The sequence below is a fragment of the Waterburya agarophytonicola KI4 genome, assembly GCF_020640915.1.
GTDB classification, from domain to species: Bacteria; Cyanobacteriota; Cyanobacteriia; order Cyanobacteriales; family Xenococcaceae; genus Waterburya; species Waterburya agarophytonicola.
Window position 1 is genome coordinate 26781 of the sequence record NZ_JADWDC010000003.1, and the last position, 13671, is coordinate 40451.

The window sequence follows — 13671 nt, forward strand, 5'->3', positions numbered from 1 at the left end:
TTTCAAAAAACTTTAACAGAATTCTAGCATCAGCTATTTATTCTTTCGACTATTAGATATTCTTGTTAACTGTCTCTTGGTTTTAGAAACACAAGCAGCAATCAGATCGTACAAGAAACTAGTACTATACTCGCTCATCAGCCTTTGTAGAAATAACAGACTCAGTGATTAAAAAAAAGAGCAACCCAAGGGTTTTGCAAGCCACTGGCAAGACAGTTCTCTTTGGGTTCTCCAAGAGGGCGAGAAAGCGCTCCGATAGAAAGCAACTTCTGACAGGGGAAATCATTCAAATAACAGAAGAATACTCAAATAGATGTTATTTGCTAATATCTAAACGCTATAAATATGTGAAATTTACTGCTTTATTTCTATTTCGTGATTGTTTTGATTTGAGAAACACTGAAAAACATCAAGATCGATCGTCTCTCAATCAATGGTTTGTATCGTTTGACGACAGGGTAATTGGCGATCGATCGTCAGAATTTTGAGGAAAATTAATGCCAAAACAGATTATTATCGCAGAACAACATCACATAGCTGCTGTTTTCTGGGAAGAACAAATTCAAGAATTGATTGTTGCTACGGGTCATCAACAGGTCAGCGATATTTATCTAGGGACAGTCGAAAACATTATCCCTGGTATTGATGCAGCCTTTGTGAATATTGGAGATAGCGAGCGCAATGGGTTTATCCACGTTACAGATTTAGGCCCCTTACGTCTTAAAAAATCCGCAGCCGCAATTACCGAACTTTTAGTCCCCCAACAAAAAGCCTTGGTTCAGGTTATGAAAGAACCTACAGGTAATAAAGGACCAAGATTAACAGGTAACATTACTCTGCCAGGACGCTATTTGGTTTTGATGCCCTACGGTAAAGGAGTTAAGCTATCTCGTCGCATCAAAGATGAAAACGAGCGCAGTCGTCTGCGAGCCTTAGCAATCTTGATCAAGCCACCAGGAATGGGTTTGCTCATCAGAACAGAAGCAGATGGCAAAGCAGAAGAAGCCATCATGGAAGATTTGGAATTTCTGCAAAAGCAATGGGAATCGATTCAATATCAGGCAAATTATGCCAAACCTCCCGCTTTACTCAATCGTGATGATGATTTTATCCAGCGCGTCCTCAGAGATACTTTCTCTGCTGAAGTTAATACCATTGTGGTAGATTCGGGAGCAGGAGTTAAAAGAATCAAGCAACAGTTAGCCAACTGGAGTGGTGGTCGTTCTCCCCAAGGAGTCTTTATTGATTCTCATCGAGAACAACAACCCATATTAGATTACTATCGCGTCAATGCTGCAATACGAGAAGCCTTAAAACCAAGAGTAGAATTGCCTTCTGGGGGATATATTATTATCGAACCTACAGAGGCACTTACGGTAATTGATGTGAACTCTGGTTCTTTCACTCGCTCGGCAACTGCTAGAGAAACTGTGTTGTGGACAAATACAGAAGCTGCTACCGAAATTGCTCGTCAGTTACGGTTGCGCAACATTGGGGGAGTAATTGTGGTCGACTTCATCGATATGGATTCTCATCGAGACAAAATTAAGCTTTTAGAACACTTTAATAAGAGTCTTAAGGGAGATAAAGCCCGCCCTCAAATCGCTCAGTTATCCGAACTAGGTTTAGTAGAACTCACTCGCAAACGTCAGGGAAAAAATATCTACGAACTATTCGGTCAGATCTGTCATACCTGTGGTGGTTTGGGGCAAATTGCTCATCTTCCTGGCAAACAAGAAGCAGAGGCGTTAGAGACAGTTGCGGTAGTTCCTCCTGCTGCAATTCGCGAACCCGTCAATAGCATTCGTCCGATGGTAATTCCTCCACCAACGGCTAAATCCGAACGCATTGAGTTAGCCAATAATTCTACTTCCGAACCAGTCTATGATGGTGAAAATAGCTCCCTAGATTCGATTGATCGCCCCAATTATCAAGATCGGGAAAATGGCAACAATGGTAATCGCCGTCGCCGTCGCAGTCGTCGTAATGATTTGCTGATTAAAGATGAATTAATTGAAGCGGAAAATAACGAAAATCTAGATCGTGATAATAATGGAAGCAATGAAGAACGGAAATCTCGTGGTTCGGGAAGATCTGCTCGTCGCGACGAAGCCAGCTTGGAAAAAGTTACCGTAGAAATGGGCGAACTCGAACAAGAAATTTATGCTTTGATGGGAGTCTCTCCTTTGGTTTATGCCGATCGAGAATCCTCAGATCCTAAATCGGTATTGGTATATGTTAAAAAGCCTGGAGAAGAGTTATCCGAACTAGAAACCACAAAAGCCTCAGAAGAGGTGTTGGAAGCCCCTCCAGAAGTAGAAGATGCTAAACCCAAAACCAGAACTAGAAAAATCAAAACTAAAACTCAGGTTGAACCAGTTATAGAAACAACCCCAGAAGTTGGAGAAGAAATTTTTGCAGAACAACTAGAATTAGCAGAACCAGAAGTGATAGCAGAAGAAACAACTACCAAAGTTCGTCGTCGCCGTCGCCGTCGTTCTTCTGCTCCTCAAGAAGTAGAAGTTTGATTAATGTTTAATAGTTTCTAAAGCACATTTCTAATGTCCATTGAGCCAACTGCTAAAGCTAGCAAAAATTTTGTTTTTGATGATTCTCTGTTAGCAGAATTTACCTCTCTCAATACTTTGATTGCAGGGGTTGATGAAGTTGGTAGAGGAGCTTTATTTGGTTCTGTAGTGGCAGCAACAGTAGTTTTACCCCTATCTGACATTCCCCGATTAATTGCGATCGGGGTTAAGGATAGTAAAAAGCTTTCTGCCAATAAACGTCAAGAACTCGTCTCGTTAATTAAACAAGTAATAACAGATTATCGCATCAGTTTTGCTACTGTAGCTGAAATAGATAGCCTTAATATTCTACAGGCTTCTTTATTAGCCATGAAACGAAGCGTAGTAGAACTAAAAGTAACTCCAGATATTTGTTTGATTGACGGTAAATTTCCCATTCCCCATTTGTCTCTAGCGCAAAAAACGGTTATTAAGGGCGACTTGCGATCGCCTGTAATTGCTGCTGCTAGTATTTTAGCCAAGGTATGGCGAGATGAATTAATGATTAATTTGGCTGAAAAATATCCCGAATACGAGCTAGGAAAAAATAAAGGTTATCCTACCGCTGCGCACCGTTTGGCAATTCAAAGACACGGTATTTCTCCCGAACACCGTCGTTCTTTTAAAAGCTGTCAACACTTACCAGATTTGAGCTAAAGCAGTGAAATCACCTTTTTTCGGTTTTAATAACTGACATTACGCAAAATCACGAAAAATTAATAGAGTGCGTAACATCAGTTAATAATATTGTCAGAAATCTTAATTAAGATTAAGTTATCGATTGACTAGTATTTTATAAAAGTATAATACTGCAATAATATTTGTTGTATTAATAATGCTTTCGATCGATAAAATTTTATGCCAATCTTTGAGCATTTTGGGAATGCTTTTTGTTGGTACATCTTCGGCATTAGCAGAACTATCTACCGAAGAAATAAACTCCATCGCCAGACAAACCACAGTTTTAGTTGCTCCAGGATTAACACCAGATCTGATCGAAGAATTGGAAGAAAACCGCAATAATCCTTTGGCAACAGATAGCGATGCCGATGGTGTTTGGAATCCTGGTTCGGGGGTAATTGTTGGTAAAAAACAAAATAATTATTTTGTTCTTACTGTTACCCACAATTTTAAACAAAGGCATTTAAAACTCAATATTCCTTATGGTATTCGTACCAGCGATGGGAAAGTTCATCCTATTTCTGAAGTAGATGATGGTAGAAATTGTCCTTTAGAAGAAAAAATTGATAGCGATAAACTAGTTCGATTTGGCTGCTATTCGATCGCAGTTCCAGGAAGAGTAGCAGGTACGGATTTAGCAGTGGTAAGTTTTCAAAGCGATGTAGAATATCCTATTGCTTCATTGGGAGATGTGAGCCAGCTTAATTTAGGGGACACAATCTACGTTTCTGGATGGCCAGACCCCGAAAAAGAAAAAGATGCTATCACTGGTGAATGTCGAGGAAAAGTTGCTCGACGCTTGCGTCGTTTGGCTTGGAGTCCAGTAACTCGAACTATCCAACCTCAAGAAGGTGAGAATGGCTATAGTATTTTTTATATAGATTCGACCCGTCCAGGGATGAGTGGAGGTCCTGTATTTGACCACAACGGATTTGTTATTGGAGTTCATGGTCGTGGTTCGGCGGATAAAGGAGAATTAGCCAGACAGTATTGTTCTGTAAAAGAAGAAAAATCCCGTCAGTTTGAGTCAGAAGATATTGAGAAAGTAGTTTCCGAAGCAGTCAGCTACGAACCACCAATCCTATATCGTCAGTTTAGCAGCGGTCAAAATGCTAATAATTTCAAATCCTTGTGGGATGAACTTGGTATTAAAGTCTTGTTTAATTTACAACCACCAGGAAAAAGTTTTATTGAAGCGGCAAAAACTCCTCTATTTGAGACTAATTCTGGTAGTGGTATTGTCGATGTGTCTTTAGAAAATGATTTGGTTGGTGCGTTGGATTTAAGTGGTAAAGAAGACGTGGTAGATGATGTTTATAAAAGTTTTTCTTTAAAAAGCATGATTCGAGATGAGCCATCTCCAGGATGCCATTTTCTATTGTTAGGAGAAGCTTGCGAATAATTTTATTAAATTAAGATAATGTCAGTTCGGTTTAATGAGATTAATCTGCTTGGGTAGCTATCAGCTTTAAGCGCACGGCTACGCTGAAGTCGCGCTTGCGCGCTTGAACGTGAATACATTTGCACCTCTAAGTTTTTCTGTTTTTTTATTAAAGATAATCAAGAAGTATTAAATAAAAAAAGCAATTTTAAAGTCTTAATATACATAGTTTTAGCTTAACTTGAATTCACATTAAGATCAAAAGCCATAAAAAATACAACGATAATGTATAATTTTGCACCTCTTGTGGCGATCAAATATGTTGAAATTTATGCGTTTAACACTGCCAAAATTAAATGTTAATTATATTTAAGTCTATTAACTTAGCATACCTATTTTAACTATATTTAAGTTTAGTTTTATGATTTTAGTTTAAAAAAAATGATTAAAAACTTAAATAATAAATATATATTATCGGCATTTTTATGTTTATTTTTAGCAACAGCAGCTAAAGCCGATTCTAATACTCAAAAATTGGATTTTGTTGACACCGAAGCTAAATCCCACAAAACTAATTTATTCGTTCAAAACGGAGATCGCATACAAGAAAAATTGGCGATTTTAGAAAATAGTACTAAAACCAAACTATCTCCAACAACTTCTTTAATCAATCGAACAATTAGTGCTAATAAAAACTTAGTTAGTCAAAGTTTTGATCGGAATGATTCAGTAACTCAAGTAAACAGGGTTTCTCAACTCAAAGATGTTAATCCTAATGACTGGGCTTATGAGGCGTTGCGATCGCTTGCAGAGCGTTATAACTGCATTAGTGGTTTTGCTGACGGAACTTTTGGCGGTCAACAAACCCTAACTCGTTACGAATTTGCTGCGGGACTAAATTCTTGTTTGCAGCAAATTGAAAGCTTAGTGACCTCCCAAGAAACCATTGCCCCAGAAGACTTACAAACAGCTAACAGATTAAGTCAAGAATTTGAGGCAGAATTAGCCAGTATCAAAGGCAGAGTCGATAGTTTAGAAACTCGTTTGGAAGTTTTAGAAGACAATCAATTTTCCACTACGACAAAATTTAATGGTGAGGTTATCTTGGCGATCTCTGATGTTTGGGGAGGAAACCCTCCTGGGGGATGCGAAAACATAAGCCTTAATCTGCAAAATGGTGACACTGCTAATGCAGTAAATTGCGGTTTACGCGAAAATAATGAGCCAATTTCTACTGCTGATGAACCAGATAGCGAAACGATCTTTGCCTACTTTGCACGTTTGGGATTACAAACATCCTTTACAGGACAAGATCGGCTGCGTATGTATCTAACTACTGGTAATTTTGATAATGGGGGATTTACCAGTCCCGAAGCTTTTAATACCTATAGTCCTCGCTTTAGTTATCAAGCTGGATTAGAAAATCAAGTTGTTTTGGATATTCTAGAATATCGTCTTCCTGCGTTCAACGACCGTGTAGTTTTTTATGCTTCTGGATTTGGTTTTGCTTTAAGCAATGTTCTAACTGCCAATTCTCCCTTTTTCGATATTGGACGGGGTTCGGTTTCTCGTTTTGCTCAACTCAATCCTATATTTAGGATTGGTGGAGCCATGGATGCAGGAACAGGACTTGACTGGTTGATTAGTGATAAGATTCGTTTTCAAGCAGCTTATGGTACTAGAAATAGTGGTGAACCTGACGGTGGTTTTTTGGGCGCAGATTATAGTGCCTTGGGAGCGCAACTATTACTCCAGCCTACAGATGATATTGTTGCTGGATTAACTTATGTCAATGCTTATTCTAGCGATGGTAGCTTGGGAACATATACAGGTTCTGTCAATGCCGAAACCAATGGTTTATGGTCTGGTAGCAGATTGCCAGAAGTACAAGGAGACCTAGGGGGAGCTTTTCCAGGCATAGGTCTAGAATTAGGAGATTTCCCAGCTCAGATAAACGCTGTGGGCGGAACTTTCCAATGGAATTTAACTTCACAATTTAATTTTGGTGCTTCTGCGGCTTATACATTTACTAACTACTTAAATGAAATTCCTGAATTTAATTTAGACGGGCAAATTCCTGGTACTAATTCAGTTGCAGGAGAAGAACCTTTTGCTAATACTTTTAACTACCAAATCTCTCTTGGACTTAGAGATCCTCTAGGAAGAGAAGGCGATTTATTAGGATTTGTTTTTGGAATGCCACCAAAATTAGTTGATGCAGGACCCGTAACTCCTGGTCAAACCGTACCTTTCTCCGAGCAGGTAATCAATAATGAAGACCCAGTAGCAATTACTGATAACGATCCCAGACAATTTTTAACCAGGAATGAAGATTTTGGCGATGCCGATAATGATTTTTTGGTTCAAGAAGGTACTATAGATCAGCTGGGGAGAGAAGATGAGGCGACATCTTTACATTACGAAGTGTTTTACCGCTTCACGGTCAACGATAATGTTTCTGTAACACCAGGTATATTTATTGTTACTAACCCTGGACATATTGCTGATAACGACACTATTTATGTAGGAACTATCAGAACTACTTTGCGGTTTTAAAGAGCATTTAGAGTGTTTTAAAGAAAAACTACTTGACTATGCCAAGTAAACCTAAGATCGCGTCAGTTCGGGTTAAGAGAAAAACTAACTATTTAACTATGTTCCTCTATTAAGGGAAAAAGCTAGAAAACTAAACAGTTAAACCGCTCTGTATTCTCTGCATCCTCTGTGGTTAAATAAAAAACCATTAAATTAACAACGAAGTAACAGGGCTTTCAGCTTATCTTGAACTCGCGTTAAAATCGGAAACGGAAACATTACTTGCAACCTAACTGCTTTAGTTTTTGAATTGCAGGGGAAAACCCTGGTCTAATCTTTTTAACCTGACGGTATGAATTACAGGCTTCAGGATAGTTCTTTGCTGTTTCCAAGATTACAGCACGGTTCATCCAAACAAAGGGATCTTGGGGCTGTATTTCAATGGCGCGATCTATCACAGATATTGCTTCGTCTATTTTACCCAAGGACGATAGGGCAATTCCTCGACCGACCCAAGATTGATGATCGTTGGGCTTGATGTTCAAAGCTTTTTTAAAAGACTCAATTGCTTCAGTATGTTGTTGATTTTGGCTGAGAGCAATTCCTCGATCGCGCCAAGCATGATAGAAATTAGGATTAACTTGTAAAGCACGATCATAGGAGGCGATCGCCTTGGGTAAATCTCTTAAGCCATCTCGCAACAAAGAACCACGATTATGCCAAGAAATATAGGATTTGGGCTGTACTTTAACTGCTCGATCAAATGCTGCTAGTGCTTCTGGGTATCTACGTAAAGCAAATAAAGCATTACCTTTCCCCAGCCAAGTTAGATGAGAGTTTTCATTAATAGCAACTGCCTGTTGGTAAGTGACTAAGGCTTCTTCGTGTTGCTGTAGTTTACTTAGTACGTTGGCTCGATCTAATATAGCAGTAATGTTCTTGGGATTTTCGGCAATGACTTTTTCGTAAGCTTCCAATGCTTCTTGATAAAGACGAACAGACTCTTGGGGACGATTGAGATACTGCAAAACCAGAGCTTTATTTTGCCACAGTTGGGGATCTAAGGGATCTATTTCTTGAGCCTGATTAAAAACATCTAAAGCTTCTTGATATTTACCCAAGCCAATCAAAGCCACACCACGATCTGTTAAAGCATTAACATTATCTGGTTGCAGGGCGAGTGCCTTATCTTGGGCAGCTAGTGCTTCTTGAAATAATTCTAATTTATACAGAGCTTTACCCTTACGATTCCAGATAGCAGAATTATTGGGCTCCATTTTCAAGGTTTTGTTGTAGGCAGTGGTAGCTGCCTCAAAACGTTCTAGACGGTGCAATACTTCTCCCCTTCCTTGCCAAGTTGCAATTAAATCGGGTTTAATACTATCGACACGATCGTAGGCAGCAAGAGCGGCTGGATAGCGTTCTAGTTCATAAAAAGCCTGAGCCGTGCCTAGCCCACCACAGATCGAGTTTGAATTTAGTTTGATTGCTTTTTGAAATCTGTTTAAGGCTTGCTTGGAATTATTAGACAGAATTTTGTTCCCTTGATGACAATGGTACTGAGGACGCAGTATGGGATAGAAAAATTCACCAACTCCTACTAAAAGTAGTAAACCAAGTATTACTTTCCATAGATTTGATGGTGAAAAAGATTTTCGCTGAAGAGGAAGTTTATCCTGTATACCTAGTTCCTGAGATTGACTGCTGGTTGAAGAGTTAATAGAGTTTGTTGCCGTTGCATCTAGGAGCAAATCTACAATTTCTTGTTTCGATTGAAATTTAGATTCAATGCGCTCTAAATCTTGTCTCGCTTCCTGTGCCGAACCATAGTTGTTAGGGGAGTCTAAGTCCATCATGCGTTCGATAACTTTTAACAGTTGGGAATCTATTTGACTGCATTCTTGAGCTAAAAACGATCCTAGAGAGGAATGGACTGGTGTACAATTTGGTTTTTTGCCAGTAATAGTTTCAATTGCAATCGCTCCCAGTGCATAAAGATCTCTACTGGAAGTTATCTTATTTGCTGGTTGTTTATTAGGGTAGTATTCGTTGCTGCTATAAATTAAAGCTGTCGCTTTATCTTCTGGGGCAGATTCTTGAGTAATAGGTTCTACTAAACTAAAATCAATCAAGAAATATTTATCGTTGCGATCGCAAATAATTATGTTGGAAGGTTTGATATTTTGATGCACTAAACCCGATTCATGAATAGGAATCAAACTCGATAATACGTCTTTCAACAAGGCGATCGATTCTAGCTGACTCAACTTTCCATACTGTTCTAGCCGCTGCATCAAATTTCGCCCTTTGATTAACTCCCGAACTAAATAAAGAGCCTCTCCCTCTTCAAAACAAGCCAATATTGGCGGAAGTTGCTTTAGATTTGCTAGCTGTTGCCAAAGATTTACCTCGTTGCCATAACGGGTTTTAATATTTTGTATCGATATGTTCTGATTCGGCTCTAATCGAAATTGCTCTACAATACAGCGAAAATCCTCTGGCATTGTTGCATCTTTAGCTAAGTAGATAGTATTCCAATCATTTTTACCTAGTTCTTTAATTAATTGATATCTTCTACCAACTATTAGATTTTGATTCATAGCAAGGGGAATAATACTTATGTGCCTAAAACACTGGCAATATTCGAATTAATAAGATATAAATTATGGCAATAATTTTGCCAATTGACTTATAATTCTTTTCGAGGTTTTATATATCTAGCAATCTAAATCAATCAAAACATCCTTAAATTCAGTTACACCTTGTGAAAATACATTTTTACTAGTTTGGCTAATTATAAAATTTGTTATCTAAATGCATATATACATCGAGTCGTAACATAATATGTAATTATAGTCGAATAAAAAATTAATTAATTGAAGTTTTAATGAAAACAAACTAAGCTTTGCACTTGCGTGGCAATTATCTTTGTTTATTAAAGTAAATTTATACTTTTACAGTTTAAATACAACCAACTAAACTAAATATTTTTACCAACCCCAAATACAATTAGCCTCAAACTCTTTGATTATGACTGCAATTGGAACTTTACTATTATCTTGAACATTATGTTATCCCGACAACTTCTAAAAAAACTGACTCTGACAATATTTGCGACGGTTTCTACCTACGGCATAAGCAATATTGCATCTGCCCAATCTCCCTTTTTCTACTATCCTTCTGCTAGTTTCTTTAGCCCCACTGCTAGCTATTACCAATCAGAGGATCTTGGAGATTTGGCAACAATAATCCAGAGCGGCAGATTTACTACTTTTAACACCAACCTACAAACAGCCAAACTGTCAGAAATTCTGAGTAAGAAAGAAACGCTTACAGTTCTCGCCCCTACCGAAGAGGCTTTTGCTGCTTTGTCTCCCGAACTCCAGGAAAAACTATCTCAGCCAGAAATTCTCGATCGAGTCTTGAGATATCATATGATCGAAGGCATTATTAGCGATAATGATATCAAGCGTCGTGAAGTAGCGACTTTGCTAGAACAAAATTCAGTCAAAATTGGCGGTGTTTCTGGAGATAATAATCAAATTACCGTCAAGCTTAACGATGCTACCGCCAGTGATCCTCTATTAGCTGATAATGGTGTTGTTATTCCTATTGATAAAGTATTGATTCCACCTAGTTTATAATTTTTCTTGCCAAAGCAACGACTAAGGTACGACAAGCATTATGAATTGACTGTTACCTTAGTTGGGAAATATTTTTTATGTAGAGTTGTATCCCAAAAGTTTAGTATCTCAAATCTGGAGATAAATTAGCTCTAGATAAAGATTGTAATTCAGTTTCTTGAGATGCCCAGGTGCGGTAATCTTGAATTAGTTGGGTAGTCAATTTATTTTTAATTCTACTCAAAACACTTTTGAGTAGCTTATTACCAGCCCGTTCTAAAAATATTTTGGGAGTAAACATCAAAGCAGCAGGTAATTCCACTCCTACTTCCAAATCAGATTGACCTTCTAAGGTAGTTTTTCCGTTAGATTCGCGGGGATAGAGAACCCCTTTGAGCTTGAGTGAGAAACGTTTGTTAATATAGTTGATTCCTTCAATTTGACAACTAACCGACTGCAAATATACACTGCCGTTAGAGCCAGACCAAACTTTGAGCAAGACAATCGGCTGAAAATGATATATTTCCATGAAATTGATTGGTCGCATCTTCAACTCATAGAGATCGTCAGATACTTGTTTCATTAGTTGTGGATCGGCGATCGCATTAACTAATCTTTTAGGTTGACGCAAATAGTGTTTTATTGGCGTTTCCTCATTGGTTATGGATATCCGAACTGATTCTGATGCGTTGAAACTAACGTACATAAGTAAAACTACTGAGGTTTTTTGTTATTTATTGATTTTAGGTTACATTTCGTGACCTAGTTGCTCTTATGTTAAAAAATTAATAATTTTGCTAAAGTTCTTTATCTCAAAAATACAATTTTCATGAATCTTTCTCTTGCCTATCTAGGACCTACAGGAACTAATTCCGAAACTGCTGCGCTGGCTTACGCAGACTGGTTGAAACAGGAGCGACAGCAAACATCTACTCTCTGCGCATATCCAAGTATGGCTTTAGTTTTGCAATCTGTCGCGAGAGGAAAAGTAGATCGAGCAGTAGTACCCATTGAAAATTCCATTGAAGGGACTGTCACTATTGTTTTAGACACCCTTTGGCAAGCAGATAACCTACAGGTGCATCAAGAATTAACCATTCCAATTTTTCACGGTTTATTATCTTACGCCTCTTCATTAAAAGAAATTCAAACAGTATATTCTCACCCCCAAGGTTTGGCTCAATGTCAAAAGTGGCTGGAAAACTTTTTACCCCAGGTGCAATTAATTCCTACCAAATCTACTACCGAAGGAATCAAATTATTAAAAGAAGATTCCACTGCTGCTGCGGTATCATCTCCTAGAGCAGCCCAATTATATCAAGTACCATTATTGAAGGCAGACATTAAAGATAGTTCCGATAATTGTACCCGTTTTTGGATTGTAAGCTGCGATAAAAGCGAGAATGGTAGTTATCTATCTTTAGCTTTTAGTCTGCCTCAAAATGCTCCTGGAGCATTGATGAAAGCACTGGAAATTTTCGCTCGTAGAGAAATTAATCTGAGTAAAATTGAATCTCGTCCAAGTAAGCGTTCTTTGGGAGAATATGTATTTTTTATTGACCTGGAAGGCAACTCTCAAGCTCCTAAAATTAAAGAAGCGTTGGCAGAACTGTCGGCTTGCACCGAGGTACTCAAAATATTTGGTAACTACTCCAAATTAGATGTCAAATGATTGTTAATCATCCAAAGCATCTTTAAGGGCAGTGCGTGCTGCTAAATGATTGCGTGTAGAACTAAGGATGTCCTGTTCTCGCTGCAAACGCTCTAAAGTATTTTGCATTTCCAATAATGCCTGTTGCTCGGATGCAACACCATAAAGATTGCTAGCTACCCAATAGGATAACTCGGTAGGAGAATTAGGCAAATCATCAGGAAGTTCTATTTTTTGGCTGGTTAACTTGGCAGAAAGACGAACAACATCGCGCAATAATTCTTCTACTTCCGTTGCAATGGGGTTCAAATCTTCTGTAGCAGGTTTGTCTTCAATCCACTCCACCAATCCTACGCGATAGGGTTTTTCTCGTACATATTCAAGAAGACGAAATCTTTGCTTGCCAAAGGTTAGCATTTTCATGCGATCGTCGGGTAATCTCTGGAAATGCAAAATTTCGGCACAGCATCCATACTCCGCAATTTCTCCCGTGCTAGGATCGATTGATAATACTCCAAAACGGCGATCGTTTTCTAGAATCGTATTCATCATGATTCTGTAGCGATATTCAAAAATATGGAGTGGTAATGGACGGCTGGGAAATAAAACTACTTCAGGAAGGGGAAATAACGGTAGTTCTCTAACTGCGATTGAAGAAGATGCCATCTAAACTTTTTTAGCTATATTTGGTACTATTGCTTACTTATTTACTTTAGCGGATTTCTTTAAGGAACGTATATACCTGTGAATTGTTGGATCTTAAGATATTTATTAATAAAAAAATTTTGCCCTCCAGAAGCAGTTCACAGGGCAAAAAAAAATTATTATATTAACTCAAACATTAAAGTTTAACTTCAATATCAACACCAGCAGGTAAATCCAACTTCATTAAAGCGTCGATGGTTTTGGAAGAAGGTTTATAAATATCAATAATGCGACGGTGAGTACGGGTTTCAAAATGTTCGCGAGAGTCTTTGTCTACGTGGGGCGATCGCAAAACACAATAAATTTTTCGTTTTGTGGGTAGGGGAATAGGCCCAACGGCAGAAGCATTAGTTCTATTTGCTGTGTCTACAATTTTTTCACAAGAGGTATCGAGCAAGCGTTGATCGAAAGCTTTGAGGCGAATGCGTATTTTCTGTTGTTGAATCGTTGCCATGTTGTTTAATTGTCGAGGTACGGATGGTTAACTAAATATAAGTTGAGAGCGATAATTAACTCAATAGCTAATAT

At 38.3% G+C, this 13671-nt stretch carries 10 protein-coding genes; 6 read left to right on the plus strand and 4 right to left on the minus strand.

The genetic code is table 11. The features are described from left to right. Window positions 1-497 precede the first annotated feature (497 nt). From rne to I4641_RS01740, 4 genes are all read left to right on the plus strand, one after another. A complete protein-coding gene (rne, locus tag I4641_RS01725; RefSeq protein WP_229638697.1) occupies window positions 498-2528 on the plus strand; it encodes a ribonuclease E in 2031 nt (676 codons plus the stop codon). 33 nt (window positions 2529-2561) lie between these two features. Next, window positions 2562-3224: a ribonuclease HII gene (locus I4641_RS01730; protein ID WP_229638698.1), complete on the plus strand. Its 663-nt coding sequence runs from the start codon at window positions 2562-2564 to the stop codon at window positions 3222-3224. 178 nt (window positions 3225-3402) lie between these two features. Next, window positions 3403-4650, plus strand: coding sequence for a S1 family peptidase (locus tag I4641_RS01735; protein ID WP_229638699.1), 1248 nt, complete (start codon window positions 3403-3405; stop codon window positions 4648-4650). A gap of 420 nt (window positions 4651-5070) precedes the next feature. Further along, window positions 5071-7185, plus strand: coding sequence for an iron uptake porin (locus I4641_RS01740; RefSeq protein ID WP_229638700.1), 2115 nt, complete (start codon window positions 5071-5073; stop codon window positions 7183-7185). 257 nt (window positions 7186-7442) lie between these two features. Here the strand turns inward: I4641_RS01740 and I4641_RS01745 are convergent, their stop codons facing one another. Further along, on the minus strand, window positions 7443-9764 hold the full coding sequence (locus I4641_RS01745) for a tetratricopeptide repeat protein (RefSeq protein ID WP_229638701.1): 2322 nt from the start codon (window positions 9762-9764) through the stop codon (window positions 7443-7445). A 468-nt stretch (window positions 9765-10232) separates the two neighbouring features. Here I4641_RS01745 and I4641_RS01750 point away from each other — a divergent pair, with 468 nt between their 5' ends. Continuing rightward, window positions 10233-10808 (plus strand): fasciclin domain-containing protein, encoded by a 576-nt coding sequence (locus tag I4641_RS01750; protein ID WP_229638702.1) that lies wholly within the window; start codon window positions 10233-10235, stop codon window positions 10806-10808. Between the two features lie 100 nt (window positions 10809-10908). Here I4641_RS01750 and I4641_RS01755 read toward each other — a convergent pair whose 3' ends face one another. Further along, a complete protein-coding gene (locus I4641_RS01755) occupies window positions 10909-11493 on the minus strand; it encodes a DUF1997 domain-containing protein (protein WP_229638703.1) in 585 nt (194 codons plus the stop codon). A gap of 123 nt (window positions 11494-11616) precedes the next feature. Here I4641_RS01755 and pheA point away from each other — a divergent pair, with 123 nt between their 5' ends. After that, the gene (gene pheA, locus I4641_RS01760; RefSeq protein WP_229638704.1) at window positions 11617-12459 is read left to right on the plus strand and encodes a prephenate dehydratase; all 843 of its coding nucleotides are present in this window, start codon (window positions 11617-11619) and stop codon (window positions 12457-12459) included. Window positions 12460-12462: 3 nt separating this feature from the next. Here the strand turns inward: pheA and I4641_RS01765 are convergent, their stop codons facing one another. Together I4641_RS01765 and rpsJ are read right to left on the minus strand one after the other, a co-directional pair. Then, window positions 12463-13104 (minus strand): LON peptidase substrate-binding domain-containing protein, encoded by a 642-nt coding sequence (locus I4641_RS01765; protein ID WP_229638705.1) that lies wholly within the window; start codon window positions 13102-13104, stop codon window positions 12463-12465. A 175-nt stretch (window positions 13105-13279) separates the two neighbouring features. After that, on the minus strand, window positions 13280-13597 hold the full coding sequence (gene rpsJ, locus I4641_RS01770) for a 30S ribosomal protein S10 (RefSeq protein WP_019508354.1): 318 nt from the start codon (window positions 13595-13597) through the stop codon (window positions 13280-13282). Between the last annotated feature and the right edge of the window lie 74 nt (window positions 13598-13671).

Bases quoted from the DNA above. Each gene is read 5' to 3' on its own strand.
- I4641_RS01765 (WP_229638705.1), bottom strand. From the start codon at position 13,104: ATGGCATCTTCTTCAATCGCAGTTAGAGAACTACCGTTATTTCCCCTT.
- I4641_RS01750 (WP_229638702.1), top strand. From the start codon at position 10,233: ATGTTATCCCGACAACTTCTAAAAAAACTGACTCTGACAATATTTGCG.
- I4641_RS01730 (WP_229638698.1), top strand. From the start codon at position 2,562: ATGTCCATTGAGCCAACTGCTAAAGCTAGCAAAAATTTTGTTTTTGAT.
- I4641_RS01745 (WP_229638701.1), bottom strand. From the start codon at position 9,764: ATGAATCAAAATCTAATAGTTGGTAGAAGATATCAATTAATTAAAGAA.
- rne (WP_229638697.1), top strand. From the start codon at position 498: ATGCCAAAACAGATTATTATCGCAGAACAACATCACATAGCTGCTGTT.
- I4641_RS01755 (WP_229638703.1), bottom strand. From the start codon at position 11,493: ATGTACGTTAGTTTCAACGCATCAGAATCAGTTCGGATATCCATAACC.
- rpsJ (WP_019508354.1), bottom strand. From the start codon at position 13,597: ATGGCAACGATTCAACAACAGAAAATACGCATTCGCCTCAAAGCTTTC.
- I4641_RS01740 (WP_229638700.1), top strand. From the start codon at position 5,071: ATGATTAAAAACTTAAATAATAAATATATATTATCGGCATTTTTATGT.
- pheA (WP_229638704.1), top strand. From the start codon at position 11,617: ATGAATCTTTCTCTTGCCTATCTAGGACCTACAGGAACTAATTCCGAA.
- I4641_RS01735 (WP_229638699.1), top strand. From the start codon at position 3,403: ATGCTTTCGATCGATAAAATTTTATGCCAATCTTTGAGCATTTTGGGA.